The sequence below is a fragment of the Leucobacter sp. PH1c genome (assembly GCF_000633415.1).
Lineage (GTDB): Bacteria > Actinomycetota > Actinomycetes > Actinomycetales > Microbacteriaceae > Leucobacter.
Genome location: NZ_AYMV01000038.1, coordinates 1 through 16,708, shown reverse-complemented (window position 1 = coordinate 16,708; position 16,708 = coordinate 1). Strand labels below are relative to the sequence as shown.

At 71.0% G+C, this 16,708-nt stretch carries 14 protein-coding genes; 4 read left to right on the top strand and 10 right to left on the bottom strand.

Annotated elements, in window-relative coordinates:
* Nucleotides 1-64: 64 nt before the first annotated feature.
* From U874_RS0112270 to U874_RS0112255, 4 genes are all read right to left on the bottom strand, one after another.
* A complete protein-coding gene (locus U874_RS0112270) occupies nucleotides 65-646 on the bottom strand; it encodes a MerR family transcriptional regulator (protein ID WP_025134833.1) in 582 nt (193 codons plus the stop codon).
* Nucleotides 647-793: 147 nt separating this feature from the next.
* Nucleotides 794-1,471 carry a MerR family transcriptional regulator gene (locus U874_RS0112265; protein ID WP_025134832.1) on the bottom strand — a complete coding sequence of 226 codons (678 nt, stop codon included), beginning with the start codon at nucleotides 1,469-1,471 and terminating at the stop codon, nucleotides 794-796.
* A gap of 1 nt (nucleotide 1,472) precedes the next feature.
* Entirely contained in the window at nucleotides 1,473-1,937 is a 465-nt protein-coding gene (locus U874_RS0112260; protein ID WP_025134831.1) for an FHA domain-containing protein, read from the bottom strand.
* A gap of 125 nt (nucleotides 1,938-2,062) precedes the next feature.
* Complete coding sequence (locus tag U874_RS0112255; RefSeq protein WP_025134830.1) at nucleotides 2,063-3,553, bottom strand: helix-turn-helix domain-containing protein; 1,491 nt, start codon at nucleotides 3,551-3,553, stop codon at nucleotides 2,063-2,065.
* A 149-nt stretch (nucleotides 3,554-3,702) separates the two neighbouring features.
* On the opposite strand from U874_RS0112255, the gene aceB reads away from it, so the two are divergent.
* The 4 genes from aceB to U874_RS0112235 all read left to right on the top strand — a co-directional run bounded on the left by aceB (nucleotide 3,703) and on the right by U874_RS0112235 (nucleotide 9,886).
* Nucleotides 3,703-5,358, top strand: a complete 1,656-nt coding sequence (gene aceB, locus U874_RS0112250) for a malate synthase A (protein WP_025134829.1) — start codon at nucleotides 3,703-3,705, stop codon at nucleotides 5,356-5,358.
* Nucleotides 5,359-5,479: 121 nt separating this feature from the next.
* The gene (locus tag U874_RS0112245; RefSeq protein ID WP_025134828.1) at nucleotides 5,480-5,968 is read left to right on the top strand and encodes a YbjN domain-containing protein; all 489 of its coding nucleotides are present in this window, start codon (nucleotides 5,480-5,482) and stop codon (nucleotides 5,966-5,968) included.
* Between the two features lie 10 nt (nucleotides 5,969-5,978).
* On the top strand, nucleotides 5,979-7,904 hold the full coding sequence (locus tag U874_RS0112240; RefSeq protein WP_025134827.1) for an HSP90 family protein: 1,926 nt from the start codon (nucleotides 5,979-5,981) through the stop codon (nucleotides 7,902-7,904).
* Nucleotides 7,901-9,886: a hypothetical protein gene (locus U874_RS0112235; protein ID WP_025134826.1), complete on the top strand. Its 1,986-nt coding sequence runs from the start codon at nucleotides 7,901-7,903 to the stop codon at nucleotides 9,884-9,886. The genes U874_RS0112240 and U874_RS0112235 overlap by 4 nt, the downstream gene beginning before the upstream one ends.
* Nucleotides 9,887-10,037: 151 nt before the next feature.
* Here U874_RS0112235 and mnhG read toward each other — a convergent pair whose 3' ends face one another.
* The 6 genes from mnhG to U874_RS0112205 are packed head-to-tail and all read right to left on the bottom strand — an operon-like array spanning nucleotide 10,038 to nucleotide 16,393.
* Nucleotides 10,038-10,412 carry a monovalent cation/H(+) antiporter subunit G gene (gene mnhG / locus U874_RS0112230; protein ID WP_025134825.1) on the bottom strand — a complete coding sequence of 125 codons (375 nt, stop codon included), beginning with the start codon at nucleotides 10,410-10,412 and terminating at the stop codon, nucleotides 10,038-10,040.
* Nucleotides 10,405-10,719: a sodium:proton antiporter gene (locus tag U874_RS0112225; protein WP_025134824.1), complete on the bottom strand. Its 315-nt coding sequence runs from the start codon at nucleotides 10,717-10,719 to the stop codon at nucleotides 10,405-10,407. The genes mnhG and U874_RS0112225 overlap by 8 nt, the downstream gene beginning before the upstream one ends.
* Nucleotides 10,716-11,276, bottom strand: a complete 561-nt coding sequence (locus U874_RS0112220; protein WP_025134823.1) for a Na+/H+ antiporter subunit E — start codon at nucleotides 11,274-11,276, stop codon at nucleotides 10,716-10,718. The genes U874_RS0112225 and U874_RS0112220 overlap by 4 nt, the downstream gene beginning before the upstream one ends.
* Nucleotides 11,269-12,933, bottom strand: a complete 1,665-nt coding sequence (locus U874_RS0112215) for a Na+/H+ antiporter subunit D (protein ID WP_025134822.1) — start codon at nucleotides 12,931-12,933, stop codon at nucleotides 11,269-11,271. Before U874_RS0112215 ends, U874_RS0112220 begins: the two co-directional genes overlap by 8 nt.
* Nucleotides 12,930-13,505 (bottom strand): Na(+)/H(+) antiporter subunit C, encoded by a 576-nt coding sequence (locus U874_RS0112210; protein WP_025134821.1) that lies wholly within the window; start codon nucleotides 13,503-13,505, stop codon nucleotides 12,930-12,932. The genes U874_RS0112215 and U874_RS0112210 overlap by 4 nt, the downstream gene beginning before the upstream one ends.
* Nucleotides 13,502-16,393, bottom strand: coding sequence for a Na+/H+ antiporter subunit A (locus U874_RS0112205; RefSeq protein ID WP_029988379.1), 2,892 nt, complete (start codon nucleotides 16,391-16,393; stop codon nucleotides 13,502-13,504). Before U874_RS0112205 ends, U874_RS0112210 begins: the two co-directional genes overlap by 4 nt.
* Nucleotides 16,394-16,708: the final 315 nt, after the last annotated feature.

The window sequence follows — 16,708 nt, the reverse complement described above, 5'->3', positions numbered from 1 at the left end:
GGGCTCAGTCGTGTGCGGGGCCGATCCCGGGCGGGCCGCTGCGGCACGTGCCGCCCGGAGCGGCCTAGGAGATCTTGCGGCTGCCGCGGCGCTCCGCGAGCTCGTCAACCGAGGCCGCCTGCTCGCGGTGCTCGTCCATATCGACGAGAGAGGTCTCGACCTCGCGGAGGACCTTGCCGACGGCGATGCCGAAGACGCCCTGGCCGCGGCTCACGAGGTCGATGACCTCGTCGCTCGAGGTGCAGAGGTAGACGCCTGCGCCGTCGCTCATGAGCGTGGTCTGCGAGAGATCGTGCACGCCGGCCTCGTGGAGCTGCGCAACGGCCGTGCGGATCTGCTGGAGCGAGATGCCGGTGTCGAGGAGGCGCTTCACGAGCTTCAGCACGAGGATGTCGCGGAAGCCGTAGAGCCGCTGGGAGCCGGAGCCCGCGGCGCCGCGGACCGTGGGCTCGACGAGGCCCGTCCGGGCCCAGTAGTCGAGCTGGCGGTAACTGATGCCGGCCGCACGGGCCGCCGTCGCACCCTTGAATCCGCCGTCCTGATTGGGGCGGGGCAGGCCATCGTCGAACAGCAGATCGTCCGCGATCGATTCCCCGAGAGTCTGCGAAGAACCGTCGTCCCCGAACGGGTGCTGCGTGTTCTTCATGTGTTCCTTTCCCGGGGGCGCGAGTGCGCCCAACTCCCCCAACGCTACCCACAGGCACTGCCCCGTGCAACGACCCCGGACGGTCATTTTCACCGTGTCGCCCTCACGGTGAACTTGAAGGTTGAAACGGTGCGGATCTGCCCCGCGTCAGGCGTCCGAAATCGCCCGTCGCAACACGCCGGACCGGACCGTGTCGAGGTAGCCGGCGAACTCGAGCGCCTCCTCCTCGCCCGCCGGAGTCCCGGTCTTCATGCCGCGGGTCGAGGCCGCGCGCGAGATGAGCTCGGCCTCCCGCTCCGCGGCAACGCGCACCGCGCGGAGGTGGCGCGGCGTGATCCCGCGCTCGGCGAGCCGGAGGAGCGCCGTGAGCTGCGACACCGCGTCGTGGGGGAAGACCTCGGCTGCGGGCAGGAGCCCCGCCGCGATCGCCTCGCCCAGGAAGCGCGGGCTCGCGCCCGTCGAGCGGCAGAGCTCATCGCTGCCGAGCACTCGCTTCGGCGAGAGGATGCTCGACGCGCTGCGCCGCGCCGCCCCGGGGATCACGGGGTCGCGCCCCTGGTCCATCTCGTCGAGCACCTCGGCGATCACCTTGAGCGGGAGGTAATGATCCCGCTGCAGCGTGAGGATGAGCCGGAGCCGCTCGATGTGGGCCTGGGAGAACTTCCGGTAGCCCGACTTCGTGCGCTCGGGCGTGACGAGGCCCTGCTCCTCGAGGAAGCGGAGCTTCGACGGCGACAGATCGGCGAAGTCGTCCTGGAGACGGGCGAGCACCTGACCGATGCTCAGCAGACCGGGAGCGGGCTGGCGTGCGGCCGCGCCCGCCATCTCAGGCGCCTTCGGCGAGATCGAAGCGCGACGCGAAGAAGGTGAAGCGGAACTTGCCGACCTGCACCTCGACGCCGTCCTCGAGCGCGACCTCGCCCGAGATGCGCTCGCCGTCGCAGAACGTCCCGTTCAGGGAGCCCTTGTCGGCGACCGTGAACGCGGTGCCCGAGCGGCGGAACTCGGCGTGGCGGCGGGACACCGTCACATCGTCGAGGAAGATATCGACCGCGGGGTGGCGGCCGGCGACCGTCACATCCTGATCGAGCAGGAAGCGCGCGCCGAGATCCGGGCCGCGGCGCACCACGAGGAGCGCGGCGCCCGACGGCAGGGCCTCGACGGCCTCGCGCTCGTCGATGGACAGGTCGGTCGCACGGGAGCGGATCATGGCCCCCAGATCCTCGCGGAACTGCTGCGTTGCACGCACCTCCGTATGATCGGCGCGACGGGCGTGATTCTCGGTGTTCACGTGCTCACCCACTCCTACTCTCGGGGCTTCGGTGAGCCGGTCGGCTCAGTCCCTCTACGCTATCGCAGCCGACGGTCGCGGCGCACCTCGCCGTGCGAATTCACGGCCCGAAGCGGCGCGGCGTGCTATGAGCTGCGCTCATTCTGCTCCAGGAACGCATAGACCTCGTTCGAGTCGACGCCGGGGAACGTCCCCGTCGGGAGCGCCGCGAGGAGACTCGTCGGGGTTGCGGCCTCCGGCCAGGCGGCGGCCTCCCACTTCGCGGTCAGCTCGGTCGAGGCCTGGCGGCAGCACCGGTCGTCCGGGCAGAAGGACTGCGAGCGGTGCGGGGTCTCACGGCCGCGGAACCACTTCACGTCCTCGAAGCGCACGCCGACGCTCACCGAGTAGAGGCCCTCCTTCGCCTTCTCCACGCGCGAGGTACACCAGTAGGTGCCGCCCGCCGTCATGTCGGTGTACTGGTACCAGGGGTTGAAGCGGTCGGGCTGACTGAAGATGGTGCGCGCCGTCCAGTTGCGGCACACCATCGCGCCCTCGAAGTTGCCGAGCGCGTCGGACGGGAAGCGGACCCCGTCGTTCTCGTAGGCCTTGATGAGGGTGCCCGACTCGTGCGCCTTCATGAAGTGCACCTCGAGCCCGAGCCGCTCGGTCGCGAGGTTCGTGAAGCGGTGGGCCGCCATCTCGTAGGAGACGCCGAACGCGTCGCGCAGATCCTCCATCGAGATCTGCCGCTGCTTCTTCGCCGCGGCGAGGTGCTCCACCGCAGCGCCCTCCGGCAGCAGCACCGCGCCCGCGAGGTAGTTCGCCTCGACGCGCTGACGCAGGAACTCGCCGTAGCTGCGCGGCTCCTCGTGACCGCACACGAGGCTCGCGAGCGCGCGCAGGATGGGAGCGCGGGCATCGCGGGAGGGCAGATTGCTGCTCAGGTAGATGCGCCCGTTGCGGCGATCGATCACCGAGCGAGTGGAGTGCGGCATGTTCGAGACGTAGTGCAGGCTGAAGCCGAGCTTCTCCGCGACGTTCGAGGTCGTCTGCTGCGACACGGGGCCGCCCGTGTACCCCACGCTGTCGAGCAGCTGTGAGGCCGCGCGCTCGAGCTCGGGGTAGTAGTTCCCGGCAACCCGCATCTCGGCGCGCAGCTCGGTGTTCGCGCGCCGCGCCTCCTCGGGCGTCGCGGCGCGCTCGCGGTGCAGCCGCTCGACCTCCTGGTGCAGCCCGAGGATCGCCTTCAGCGTCTCGTCGCTCGTGGCCTTCGAGACGCGGATCGGCTGGATCCCGAGCGAGCCAAACACGGTGCCGCGCTGCGCGCGCTCGACCGCGATCTCGAGCGCCGCTCGCTCGCTCGGCGCCTCGTCGATCAGCAGTTCGTCCACCGTCACCCCGAGCGCTGCGGCGAGCGCCCGCAGGAGCGGCAGCCGGGGCTCGCGCTTGCCGTTCTCGATCGCGGAGAGCTGGGAGGGGGCGCGGTCGACCGCGCCGGCGAGCTGCTCAAGCGTCATGCCGCGCTCGATGCGGCGCTCGCGCACGCGGCGGCCGAGCGTGAGGGCGTCGCCCCCGTCCTCGGGCTCGTGCTCGAGCGGGGCTTCGGCAGTGAAGGCGGTGGTGAGCGAGGTCATGCGTCCAGCCTGCCAGGGCGAGATTCTTTCGGCAAGCAGAAATATCCCAGAACTTCACCCCGGTTTCCGCACTCGAACCCCCGCGGGGAGGCTCAAAGATGGAACTACCCAACTCCCCCGCGGAGTCACTTCACTTCAAAGGACGCATCATGACCACCACGCAGGCGGCCCCGCAGCAGTCGCAGACCGCCACCCCCTCCGCTTTCGGCCCCCGTATCGAGGTCACCGGCCGCCCCTTCGAGCGCAGTGAGGAGATCCTCACCGCCGAGGCGCTCGCCTTCCTCACCGAGCTGCACGACCGCTTCGCGAGCACGCGCCATGAGCGCCTCGCGGACCGGCAGCGCCGCCGCTACGAGATCGGCAACGGCCGCGACCCCAAGTTCCGCGAGGACACCCGCAGCATCCGCGAGGACGCGAGCTGGCGGGTCGCGGGCGCCGGGCCCGGGCTGGAGGATCGACGCGTGGAGATCACCGGGCCGACCGACCCGAAGATGACGATCAACGCGATGAACTCGGGTGCGCGGGTCTGGCTCGCGGACCAGGAGGACGCGACGAGCCCCACCTGGCGCAACGTCATCGGCGGGCAGCTCTCGCTCTTCGATGCGATCCGTGAGCAGCTGGAGTACACGAGCCCCGAGGGCAAGGAATACCGCGTCACGGCGGAGCGCACGCCCACGATCGTGATGCGTCCTCGCGGCTGGCACCTCGTGGAGAAGCACATGCGCTTCACGGACGCGCAGGGCCAGTCGGGCGCGGCCTCGGGCAGCCTCGTCGACTTCGGCCTCTACGCGTTCCACAACGCGACCGAGCTCGTGGCCCGCGGACGCGGCCCCTACTTCTACATCGCGAAGCTCGAGTCGAGCGAGGAGGCGAAGCTCTGGGACGACATCTTCTCGTTCACCGAGGAGCGACTGGGCCTCCCCCACGGGACGATCCGCGCGACGGTGCTCATCGAGACACTGCCCGCCGCGTTCGAGATGGAGGAGATCCTCTACGTGATGCGGGATCACATCGCCGGCCTCAACGCCGGCCGCTGGGACTACATCTTCTCGATCATCAAGAACTACCGCGGCCGCGGGGCGCGCTTCGTGCTCCCGGATCGCAGCGAGGTCACCATGACGGTGCCGTTCATGCGCGCGTACACCGAGCTGCTCGTGAAGACCTGTCACAAGCGCGGTGCGCACGCGATCGGCGGCATGAGCGCGTTCATCCCGAACCGCCGCGACGCCGAGGTGACCGCTCGGGCCGAGGAGAAGGTGCGCGCGGACAAGCACCGCGAGGCCGGCGACGGCTTCGACGGCACCTGGGTGGCCCACCCGGACCTGATCCCCGTGGCGCAGGCCGAGTTCGACGCGGTCCTGGGCGATCGCCCGAACCAGGTCGAGCGCCAGCGCGATGACGTCGAGGTGACCGCGGCGCAGCTGCTCGACGTGCACATCGGCCGCGAGATCACCGAGGCGGGGGTCCGCGAGAACGTCTCCATCGGGATCCGCTACATCGAGGCGTGGCTCCGCGGGAACGGCGCGGTGGCGATCGACAACCTCATGGAGGATGCGGCGACCGCCGAGATCAGCCGCTCGCAGATCTGGCAGTGGATCCACCAGGATCAGTCGACCGCCGAGGGCACGCGCATCACCCGCGAGTGGGTGTCGGAGCTGCTCCGCGAGACGGTCGGCGGCTTCGAGCGCTTCTCGGGCGACCGCTTCGACGACGCGGCGGAGCTCTTCGCCGATGTCGCGCTCGGCGATGACTTCCCGACGTTCCTCACGGTACCCGCGTACAGCCGGTACCTGGTCGACGCATAGCACGGAATCGCACGATCGGTGCCTCCGGTTCTCCTGGGTCCGGAGGCACCTCGTGTTTTCGCCTGTCGGTGGCATATGCCATCCTCGAAGAAGACAATCCCGACGAGAGGACACAGCAGACATGGGATTCTTCACGAAGGACAGCACCCCCGCGGTCGGCGGCGGCAACGGGCTCACCCCCATCTCGAAGGAGCGGATCAAGGCCGGCCTCGAGCGCGCGGGCTGGTCGTACAGCGTCGACACGGACGGCGACATCGGGGGCGGCTGGGAGTACGCCTCGTTCTTCTTCTTCCTGAGCGGCAAGGAGGAGGAACTGCTCTGCATCCGCGGCAGCTGGCGCGGCAAGCTCCCCGCGGAGCTCCTCGGCCAGGCCATCGAGACCTGCAACTCGTGGAACGCCGAGAAGCTGTGGCCGAAGACCTATGCCCGCCTCGACGATGAGGGCCTCGTCCGCATCCACACCGAGCACAACGTCGACTACGAGCAGGGCATCACCGACGGCCAGCTCGATCAGCAGCTGCTCTGCGCCGTCAACACGGGCATGTCCTTCTACGAGCAGGTCAACGAGGTCTTCCCCGAGATCTGGGCCGAGTACAAGCCCGAGGACTGAGCACGCACGCATGACCGAACGGTTCCAGGTCGACCTCTCCGGAATGGTCGACCTCCTCTCCCGGCACCTCTACTCGGGCCCGCAGGTGTACCTGCGGGAGCTCATCCAGAACGCCGTGGACGCGGTCACCGCGCGTCGCGAGCAGCAGGCTGACGCGCCCGCGCAGATCCGGATCACCGCCGGTGTCGACGACGCGGGGCGCGAGACGCTCGAGGTCGTCGACACCGGTGTCGGGCTCACCGGGCCGCAGGCCGCCGAGCTCCTCGCGACGATCGGGCGCTCGTCGAAGCGCGACGCCGACTTCGGCGTGGGCCGTGCGGAGTTCATCGGGCAGTTCGGCATCGGAATGCTCGCGGCCTTCATGGTCGCTGACCGGATCGAGGTGCGCTCGCGCTCGGTCGACCCCGACGCCGCCGCGATCCGCTGGGAGGGCCGCGCGGACGGCACCTTCGATGTCGCCGAGCTCACGGCCGAGGAGGCCGCGGGCGACGCGATCCCCGTGGGCACTCGGGTGCGGCTCACCGCCCGCGCGGATGCCGGCCACTGGCTGAGCCACGACACCGTGCTCGCCCTCGCCCGGGAGTACGGCTCCCTGCTCCCCTTCGACATCGCCGTGCGCGCCGCGATCGCGGGCAGCGGCGACGCCTGGGTGCGCATCACCGAGCCGGAGCTGCCGTGGCGGGAGCGCCACGCGAACTCCGCCGAGCGCGCGCAGGCGCTCGCGGCGTACTGCGAACGGACCTTCGGTTTCACCCCGCTCGGCGCGATCGACCTGGAGCTCGAGCTCGCCGGGGTGAGTGGCGTCGCCTTCATCCTGCCGCAGGCCGTCTCCCCGGGCTCGGGGCAGCACCGCGTCTACATGAAGCGGATGCTCCTCGGTCCGCGCGTCGACCGCGTGCTGCCCGAGTGGGCGTTCTTCGTGCGCGCCGTGCTCGACACGGACACGCTCTCCCCCACGGCCTCCCGCGAGCAGCTCCACGACGACGAAGTGCTCCTCGGCGTGCGCGAGGCCATCGGAGCCCAGCTGAAGCGCTGGGCACTCGGCGAGCTCGGCAGCGATTCCCGGCTCGCCCGGGCCGTGATCTCGACCCACCACCTCGCGCTGCGCGGCCTCGCGCTCACGGACCCCGAGATGCTCGCGCTCATCGCCGAGATCCTCCCCTTCGAGACGACCGACGGTCCGCGCACGCTCGCGGAGCTCGGCGGCGACGGTACGGAGATCGTCTACACGACCACCACCGAGGCGTACCGCCGGGTCTCGGCAGTCGCCCGCGCCCAGGGCCTCATCGTGTTGAACGCGGGCTACGTCTACGACGCCGATCTGCTCACCCGGCTCGGCCGCAGGCCCGGCTGGCGCGTGCGCGAGCTCGAGAGCGCCGACCTCGTGCACACCCTCGGCGTGCCCTCGCTCGAGCGGGAGTGGCAGGTCGCGGACGCGGTGGCGCACGCCCGCCGCCTCCTCGAGGCCGACGACTGCGACGTGATCGTGCGCAGCTTCGCCCCCGAGAACGTCCCCGCGATCCTCCTGCGCGACTCCGAGGGCGAGCACCGGCGCGACCGCGACCGCGAGCGCGCCGCCAGCCCGGATCTCTGGGGCGGACTGCTCGACGCGTTCGCCGAGCAGGGCCAGGAGCGCAGCCGCACGCTCGTGCTGAACGACGACTCGGCGGTGTCGCGCCGCCTCCTCGCCGCGCCGCACGGCGACGTGTTCGACGCCGGGCTTCGCTCGCTCTATCTCTCCGCCGTGATGCTCGCAGGTGAGGGGCTGCGCAGCGCCGAGTCCGGTGCGCTCGCCGACGCGCTCGGCGTCCTGCTCGAATCGGCGCTCCACGCTCCTTCCGGCCCCGGCCCTGACCCTGCCCCTGAGACCGGGACCGCGGGCGATCCGGCGCGCCCCGCACTCCCCGACGACCCCTTCCAGGAGGATCCCCAGTGACCGCTGAGATCAGACGCGAACTCGCCGCCGTGCGGCGCATGCCCTACGGCACGGCCCGCACCGCCTCCGCGGAGGCGCTCGCCCGCCGCATCGAGGCCGACGGCCCCCGCGAGGCGCTCCCGGAGGCCCTCCTCGACCTCGTCGAGGCGTACTCCTTCGCCGACGAGGGCGCGAAGTCGTTCGTCGTGTTCGCCCGCGCGCTGCGGCTCTGGGACGAGAGCCCCGAGCTGTTCGACACGGGCGACGAGCGCAACCTCTTCTGGGAGTTCAAGTGGGTCGCCTCCGACCTGCCCGAGTACCCGCAGATCACGCGCGCTCAGGCCGAGGCCTTCCTCGCCGACATGGAGCGCCGCTTCGAGCTCGCCGGCCACGGTCTCTCCTCCGTGCGGATGAGCCGCTTCCGCTGGGCCTGGCACGCGGGCCAGGCCGACGCCGAAGAACAGCGCCTCGCCTGGATCACGGGGCTCCGCGACGAGTTCGAGGACTGCGTCGCCTGCACCATCGGCCAGCAGGTCGACTTCTTCGTCGACACGGAGCGCGTCGAGGAAGCCGTGGCCCTCGGCCTCACGCAGGAGAGCAGCTGCAACCTCGAGCCCACGCGCACGCGCTACTCGCTCTCGCTCGCGCTCCTGCTGTCGGGCGACCCGGAGGCCGCGGACCGCATGCACAAGCGCGCCGTCGCCTCGGACGACGGGGACCCGACCGACTTCCCCGCGGCGCGCGGCCACGGCTTCGAGATGCTCGCCCGCGGCGGACGCGTCGAGCAGGCGCTCCGCACGCTGCGCAACGACTACCCCGACGCGCTCCGGAAGGGCGCGAGCCCGGCGCTCCACCTGCGCTTCCTGCTTGGCCTCCTGGCCGGACTGTCCGCGAACCTCGACCGCGGGGAGCTCCCCACCGGCTTCGCCGAGCCCGAGTGGAGCACGGTTTCCGCGCTTCACGATTGGGCCCGCAGCGCGGCTGAGCGGCTCGCGGCTCCGCTCGACGCCCGCAACGGCACCGACATGCACGCGCGACGCATCGCCCGTGCGCTCTCCGCCACGCGCGTCGCGACCCCGCTCCCCGCGCCCGGCGCGGTCGCCGCGGGCGCCGGGCTCGGCGCTCCGGCCGCGGCGGCACCCGGACCGGGCGCCCCGGACCTCGCGGGGGCCGCGGAGGCCGGCACCGAGGCCGGCACCGAGACTGGCGCCGGGACCGACGCTGCTCCGGGAGGGGGCGAGCCCAGCACGGAGGCCGTGCTCGCGCGCGCCGAGCACCTCGCGCAGCGCAACGACTACGGCGGCGCGGCACGCGCCTACGCCGACGCCGCCGAGCGGCTCGAGGGCGAGGGCTGGCTCGGCCGCGCGGGTGTCGCGTTCGCCGAGGCGGCGCAGTGCGCCGCGCTCGACCAGGACGATGAGGCGGCACACGCACTCTTCGCCGCGGCGCTCCCCCGGCTGCGCGCCGCGGGCGAGGCGCCCGAGGTGCGCGTCGCCGTGCTCGCCGCCTGGGCCCCCATCGCCGCGCGCATGGGCGAGCCCGCCGGCCTCCTCTCGGCGCTCGATGCCGAGCTCGCCGAGTACACCGAGTTCGACGGCTCCGAACTGAGCGAGGAGCTCGCCGAGCGGCTCCGCGGCGAGTGGATCGGCCGCCGGGCCGAGCTGCGCGACTCGCTCGCCCGCTCGATCGCGGCCGCGCTTCCCGCCGCGCGCCCCGCGGGCTTCGACCCCGCCCGTGCCCTCGCCGAGGCGACCGCCGCGGGCGAGGAGTTCGCGCAGATCGGCCGCATCGGCGACGCCGCCCACGCGTTCTGGCTCACCGGCAAGATCCACCGTGACCTCGGCGCCACGACGGAGGCCATCTGGGCGCTGGAGTCGGCTTTCGAGGGCTTCACGATCGCCCGCGCGCGCGACGAGCGCGCGGCCGCGGCCGGCGAGCTGATCGAACTCCTCCGCGCAAGCGGGCAGGACGAACGGGCCGCAGAGATCGTCGCCGAGCTCTAGCAGGGTGCGCCGCGGAGCACGATCGCTCCGCGGCGCAGCTCGGCTCGGCTCGGCTCGGTCCACCCTAGCTCGGCCCACCCCGGCTCATCCCCGCCCGGCGCGCTCCAGCGCGACCCAGCGGTTCCGAGCGACCCAGCGGTCCCGAGCGCGCTCAGCCGTAGAGCGTGTCGCTGCGCTCGATCGCGGGGCCGAGCTCGTCGACCACGAGCGAATCGGCGTCGAGCTGCCGCGTCCGGTACGCGGCGCGCCCCACCATGTGCGCGGCGACGGGCGCCGTGAGCGACTGGAAGACGAAGACCGGTACGAGCGCGAGCAGCGTCGGGAACGAGCGCTGATCGAGCGCGATCGCCGCGATCACGAGCAGCAGGCCGAAGATCTGGGGCTTCGTCGCCGCGTGCAGGCGGCTCAGCACGTCAGGGAAGCGGAGCAGTCCGATCCCGGCGGCGACGGAGAGCACCGCGGCGAGGAACACACAGACGACCGCCGCGAGATCCATCACCTGCTCCCACAGGGCTGCATCAGACATGTCCGGCTCCCTCCGTCGGTTCCTCGGGCAACGGCTGCTCGGCGCGGCGCTTCACGAAGCGCGCCACGACGATCGTGGCGAACGTCGCCGTCGCCGCGATCACCGTCATCAGCGCGATCGAGTCGGTGTGCCCGCGCACCACCATGTCGGTACCGACCGCGAGCATGAGCGTCGTCAGCAGCACGTCCGACGCCACCATGCGGTCGAGGATCGTCGGCCCGCGCACGATGCGCACGATCGCCGCGAGCGCCGTCGCGGTGAGGCCGATCCCGGCACCGATCAGCAGCGTGGTCATGACGAGGCTCATCGCAGCGCTCCGATCTCCTGCTTCGATCCCAGCGTGAGGATCAGGAGGCGCTCGATGTGGCGAACGTCGTGCCGCATCTTCGTGATCGCGCGCTGCGTCGGCGTGTTCAGCACGTGGAGGTACAGCGTCGACTCGAAGCGGTCGACCTCGGCCACGAGCGAGCCCGGGATCAGCGAAATGGTGAGCCCCACCATCGTGAGGATGAAGTCGTTGCGGGTGGAGAGCTTCACCGCGATGATCGCCGTGGGCGGCGGCGGCCCGGGCCGCACCGCGAGCCCCGCGACCTGCCAGGACGCGTGTGCGAGGTTCCAGAAGAAGAAGCCGAGGTAGCGCAGCGCGTACCAGGGATTGAACCGGCCGGCGAGCTCCACGGGCGGGAGGTAGAAGACGCGCATCACGAGGATGGCGACCACGATGCCGCTCACCACGGAGAGGAGCGACACCTCGTGCCAGAGCATCATCCAGAGCGTGACGAGCCCCACGAGCAACGGCAGCTCGTGCAGCCGGACGCCGAGCGCGACCTTCCGGGCCGCGCGGGGTGCGGGAGACTCAGTCATGCGCGTTCCCCTCTCCGGGTCGGGTGTCGCCGCTGCCGCCGCCGAGCTGGCCGGGGGTGTCCCCGAGCACGAGCTCGACCATGCGGCCGGGCTCGGCCATGTTCTCGCCTGCCCGGTCGGCGTACGCGTACAGCGGGCCGGCGAAGATCGTCAGCCCGACGCTCACCACGACCATACCCGCCGTCGCGGCAATCATGAGCTTCGGGATCTCCTTCTGCTCCTGCTGCGGTGCCGCGTCGGGGGCGTCGTGGAGCTGCTCGAAGAGTGCCTCCTCGCGCTCGCGCAGCATCACGGCCTCGCTGCTCGGCTTCCGCGTGCTCCGCGTCTCCGCGTCCGCGCGACGGCGCGGACGCCAGAACGCGAACACCCAGGCGCGCGCGAGCGCGTACAGCGTGAGGAGGGAGACGAGCGCGCCGATCCCCATCAGCCAGTACGCACCGGGCGTCGCGAGATCCGCGGCGACGGTGAAGAGACCGAGCTTCCCGATGAACCCGGAGAACGGCGGGATCCCTCCGAGGTTCAGCATCGGGATGAAGAACAGCACCGCGATCACGGGCGCCGTGCGCAACATGCCGCCGAGCCCCGACAGCGAGGTCGTGCCGCCGTGGCGCTCCATGAGCCCCACTGCGAGGAAGAGCGTGGTCTGCACGATGATGTGGTGCGCGATGTAGAAGATCGTGGCCCCGAAGCCCGCGGCGTTCGCCATCCCGATGCCGAAGATCATGTACCCGATGTGGCTGATCAGCGTGAACGACAGCAGTCGCTTGATATCGAGTTGGGACACCGCGCCGAGGATGCCGACGATGAGGGTCAGCCCCGCGACGACGAGCAGCACCGTATCGACGCTCGAGGTGGGGAACAGCAGGGTCTGACTGCGGATGATCGCGTAGACGCCCACCTTCGTGAGCAGGCCGGCGAAGACCGCCGTGACGGGCGCCGGCGCCGTCGGATACGAATCGGGCAGCCAGAACGACAGCGGGAACACCGCGGCCTTGATCCCGAACGCGATGAGCAGCATGAGGTTGAGCAGCAGCTGCACCTCGCTCGGCAGCTCCGCGATCCGCACCGTGAGCTGCGCCATGTTGACCGTGCCCGTCGCGCCGTAGATGAGCGCGATCGCGGCGAGGAACAGCACCGAGGAGACGAGCGAGACGACCACGTAGGTGACGCCCGCGCGGATCCGCTGCGCCGTTCCGCCGAGGGTGATGAGCACGTAACTCGCGACGAGCAGGATCTCAAAGCCCACGTAGAGGTTGAAGAGGTCGCCCGCGATGAACGCGTTGAAGACGCCTGCGCCCAGCACGAGGTACGTCGGGTAGTAGATCGAGACGGGCGTGTCCTCGTCACCATCGGCGAGGCCCTGGCCAATCGAGAACAGGAAGACGCCGAGCAGCACGACCGAGGAGACCGCGAGCATCAGCGCCGAGACGCGGTCGACGACGAGCGCGATCCCGAACGGAGCGGCCCAGCCGCCCACCTCCATGACGAGCGCGCCCTGGGCGTCGACGATCCACATGAGCGTGGCGCTCAGCACGAGCACGGCGCTCAGCGCGACGAGCGTGATGCCCTGCTGGATCTTCCGATGCCCCGGCACCGCGAGCGCGAGCGCGGCGCTCGCGAGCGGGATCAGGACGACGAGGGGGACGAGAGCGGTCATCGGCGGTCCTCCACGGGGAAGGATCCGGGATCGGAATCCGAGCCGGGCGCATCACTGGGCCCGGCTCCGGGCGCCGTGCCGGGATCCGCCGCAGCGCTCGGCAGCGGCACCGGGTAGGGCGCCACGTCCTGGTGCTCGGGCAGGTCGTCGTCGTCGGTGTAATCCGGCGTATCCGCCAGGTCCTCCTCCGTGACCTCGTCCGAGCTGAGCTCGTCGGCGTCCGCGAGCTCGAGATCGCCGTCGTCGTCGCGCACCGTATCGGTGCGGTCCTGGGCCAGCCGCCAGGAGCGGTAGATGAGCGCGAGGAGGAACGCGCTCACGCCGAAGGTGATCACGATCGCGGTGAGGATGAAGGCCTGCGGCAGCGGATCGCTCATCTCGTCCGCGGGGCCGGCGCCGACGAGCGGGGCCGTGCCGAACGACCCGGACATCAGGAAGATGAGCAGGTTCGTCGCGTTCCCCACGAGCAGGAAGCCGAGCAGCAGCCGGGTGAGCGTGCGATCGAGCATGAGGTAGACCCCGCATGCGTAGAGCACCACCATCACCGCGACCAGGACCAGAGGCATCGTCATGAGCGGCCCACCTCCTCATCAACGAACGCGCTCGCCTCGGCCTCCTCGTGCTCGTCGATCTCCGCGCCGAGGCTGCGGAGCACGTCGAGGATCAGGCCGAACACGACGAGGTAGACGCCGATGTCGAACAGCGTCGAGGTGACGAGCGGGAGCGTGCCGAAGGGGCCGAGATCGACGTCGATCCAGGCCGAGGCGAGCGCCGACTGGCCGAAGAACATGGGCAGGATCGCCATCGACACCGCGATCGCGAGCCCCACGCCGAGGATGCGGCCGGCATCGAGGGGCACCGTCGCCCCGAGCTCGTGGCGGCCGCCCGCGAGGTAGCGCGCGACGAGCGCGAGACCGGCGACGAGGCCGCCCGCGAAGCCGCCGCCCGGGGTGTTGTGGCCCGTGAGCAGCAGGTAGATCGAGAGGATGATGAGGGCGTGGAAGAGCAGCCGCACCACGACCTCGAGCAGGATCGAGCGTCGCGCCGGGTTCAGCTGCCGGCCGGCGAGCAGCCAGGAGACGCGGCTCGCGGGGTGGTTCGGATCCGCCACGTGCATGAGGTGCGCCTGCGCCTGCGTACGGGCCGCGCGGCGGCTCAGCTTCGGGCGCAGGTCGGCGCGGGTGTTCAGGAACACGAGCGAGGCCACGCCGGTCGCCGCGGCGAGGATCACGGAGAGCTCGCCCATCGTGTCCCAGCCGCGGATGTCGACGAGCATCACGTTCACGGTGTTGGATCCGTGGCCGCCCGCGTAGGCCATCTCCGGCAGCTGGAGCGAGATCGGATCTGCGATCCGCGAGCCCAGCGCGATCACCGCGAAGGCGCCGATCACGAGACCCACCGAGATGCCGATGAGCGCGCGCACCCAGCGCACGCGCTTCGAGGGTGGGGAGCCGATGCGCTGCGGGAGACGGCGGATCACGAGGACGAACGCGATCAGCGTCACCGTCTCGACGAGCGCCTGCGTGAGCGCGAGATCGGGCGCCCCGTGCATCGCGAAGATCGCGGCCATGCCGTAGCCGGTGACGCCCACGAGGACGACGGACTGGAAGCGCGTGCGCGCGCGGAGGCTGAAGAGCGCCGCGACGATCATAATGATCGCGATCGGCACCTGCACGGGCGAGGTGACGAGCGTGAGCTCCTCCGGCCACTCCGCCGTGGTGAGGATCGCGCCGCCCAGCGTGAGCACGAGGACGATCAGGATCACCGCGAGGTAGAACGGCAGCGAGCCGCGCTGGGTCATCGAGGTGACGCGCACGGCGATGCTGTCGACGCGGTGCGTGACGAGCCAGTAAGCGTGCGACGCGGAGAAGCGATCCGGCAGCGCCGGGATCCGGAGCCCCGGTCGCGAGAGCAGCACACCGAGGCCCGCGCCGAGGAGGAGCACGAGCGCCGAGGCTCCGAGCGCCGGCGTGAAGCCGTGCCAGAGTGCGAGGTGCTCGGGCTCGACGTCTCCCGTGACGGTGCGCTGGAGCAGGCTGTCGACCGCGGGTGCGAAGATCCCGCCGAGCAGGGTGAAGAGCACGAAGAAGCCGGGAACCGCGAGCGACACGATCTCGGGCCGGTGCGCGAGGCCGCAGTCCGCGACGCCGGGCTTGCGCGCGAACGCGCCCCAGAGGAAGCGCACCATGTAGGCGACCGTGAGCACGCTGCCGAGCGCCGCGACGGCGAAAGCGACGCCCGCAAGCGGCTGGGTGCTCGCGAGATCGAGCAGTTCGGTGAACGCCGATTCCTTCGCGACGAAGCCGATGAGCGGCGGCACACCGGCCATCGAGGCGGCGGCGACAATCGTGATCACCGCGAGGGCGGGCAGCTGCCGCCCGATGCCGCTGAGCTTGCGCAGGTCGCGCGTTCCCGCGGCGTGGTCGATCGCCCCGACCGCAAGGAAGAGCGGCGCCTTGGCGAGCGCGTGCGCGAAGAGCAGGGCCAGGCCCGCGAACGTCGCGCGCGGATCCCCCACCCCGAAGACCATGATGAGCAGGCCGAGCTGGCTCACCGTGCCGTGGGCGACGATGAGCTTGATATCGAACTGCTTCAGCGCGCGGATGCCGCCGTTCAGCATCGTGATCGCGCCGAGGATGACGAGCGTCTCCCGGTACCCGACCACGTCGGCGAAGCCCGGGTTCAGGCGGGCGATCATATAGACGCCGGCCTTCACCATCGCCGCGGCGTGCAGGTACGCGCTCACGGGGGTCGGCGCGGCCATCGCGCCGGGAAGCCAGAAGTGGAACGGGAAGATCGCCGACTTCGAGAGCGCGCCCGCGAGCACGAGGAACACCGCGGTGACGGCCGCGGGGCCCGTCGGCTGCGCCGCCACGATGTCGGAGAGCAGAGACGAGCCAGCCGCCTGCGCCAGGATCACGAAGCCGACGAGCATCGCGAGCCCGCCGAGCGTCGTGACGATGAGCGCCTGCAGCGCGGCCGCGTTCGAGGTGCGGAGGCGCGTGACGTGGCCGATCAGGAGGAACGAGAAGATCGTCGTTCCCTCCCAGAAGATGAAGAGCAGGAAGACGTCGTCGGCCAGCACGAGACCGAGCATCGACATGGCGAAGCCCGTGAAGACGGCGGCGAAGCGCGGCAGGCCAGCCTCGCCCTCGTCGAAGTAGCGCGCGCAGTAGAGCAGCACGAGCGAGCCGGCGCCCGTCACCAGCAGCGCGAAGAGCGCCGAGAGCACGTCGAGTCGGAAGGTGAGCGTCAGGTCGAGCTGCGGCACCCAGGGCAGGCTCTCCGTGAGCACCGCTCCCCCGAACACCGGCTGGGCGGCGACGAGGAGCGCGACGAACGCGAGCGCGAGCACGCCCGAGAGGACGAAGAAGCCATTGCGGCTGAAGCGACGAACGAGCGGATACGCACCGAGAGCGGCGAGCGCGAGGACGAGAAGGACACTCATCATCGCACCCATAGGCGGCCCACTTCCGTACTGAGGTCGTCGTCTATTTCCGCTCTTATCGTAGCGGACATCAGGCAATCTGCCTGAGGGTTCCCTAGAGTTCGGCGCGTCCGGTTGACGCGGGGGCGCGTCGTCGGAGTTGCCCGGAGCGCTGGAGACGGGTCGCGCCGGGCCGTGGCGCCGTGTGGTGGTGCCGTGTGGTGGCGCCGTGTGGTGGCGGCGTGCCAGGGTGCCGTGCGCCGTCGCCCTGGTGTGCCATGCGTGAGCGGAGCGCCGCACCGCAGCGCGCGGACTCCGGCGCCTGGCTTCCGGGTTTCCGGGTCCGGA

Bases quoted from the DNA above. Each gene is read 5' to 3' on its own strand.
- U874_RS0112270 (WP_025134833.1), bottom strand. From the start codon at position 646: ATGAAGAACACGCAGCACCCGTTCGGGGACGACGGTTCTTCGCAGACT.
- U874_RS0112265 (WP_025134832.1), bottom strand. From the start codon at position 1,471: ATGGCGGGCGCGGCCGCACGCCAGCCCGCTCCCGGTCTGCTGAGCATC.
- U874_RS0112255 (WP_025134830.1), bottom strand. From the start codon at position 3,553: ATGACCTCGCTCACCACCGCCTTCACTGCCGAAGCCCCGCTCGAGCAC.
- aceB (WP_025134829.1), top strand. From the start codon at position 3,703: ATGACCACCACGCAGGCGGCCCCGCAGCAGTCGCAGACCGCCACCCCC.
- U874_RS0112245 (WP_025134828.1), top strand. From the start codon at position 5,480: ATGGGATTCTTCACGAAGGACAGCACCCCCGCGGTCGGCGGCGGCAAC.
- U874_RS0112240 (WP_025134827.1), top strand. From the start codon at position 5,979: ATGACCGAACGGTTCCAGGTCGACCTCTCCGGAATGGTCGACCTCCTC.
- mnhG (WP_025134825.1), bottom strand. From the start codon at position 10,412: ATGTCTGATGCAGCCCTGTGGGAGCAGGTGATGGATCTCGCGGCGGTC.
- U874_RS0112225 (WP_025134824.1), bottom strand. From the start codon at position 10,719: ATGAGCCTCGTCATGACCACGCTGCTGATCGGTGCCGGGATCGGCCTC.
- U874_RS0112220 (WP_025134823.1), bottom strand. From the start codon at position 11,276: ATGACTGAGTCTCCCGCACCCCGCGCGGCCCGGAAGGTCGCGCTCGGC.
- U874_RS0112215 (WP_025134822.1), bottom strand. From the start codon at position 12,933: ATGACCGCTCTCGTCCCCCTCGTCGTCCTGATCCCGCTCGCGAGCGCC.
- U874_RS0112210 (WP_025134821.1), bottom strand. From the start codon at position 13,505: ATGACGATGCCTCTGGTCCTGGTCGCGGTGATGGTGGTGCTCTACGCA.
- U874_RS0112205 (WP_029988379.1), bottom strand. From the start codon at position 16,393: ATGGGTGCGATGATGAGTGTCCTTCTCGTCCTCGCGCTCGCCGCTCTC.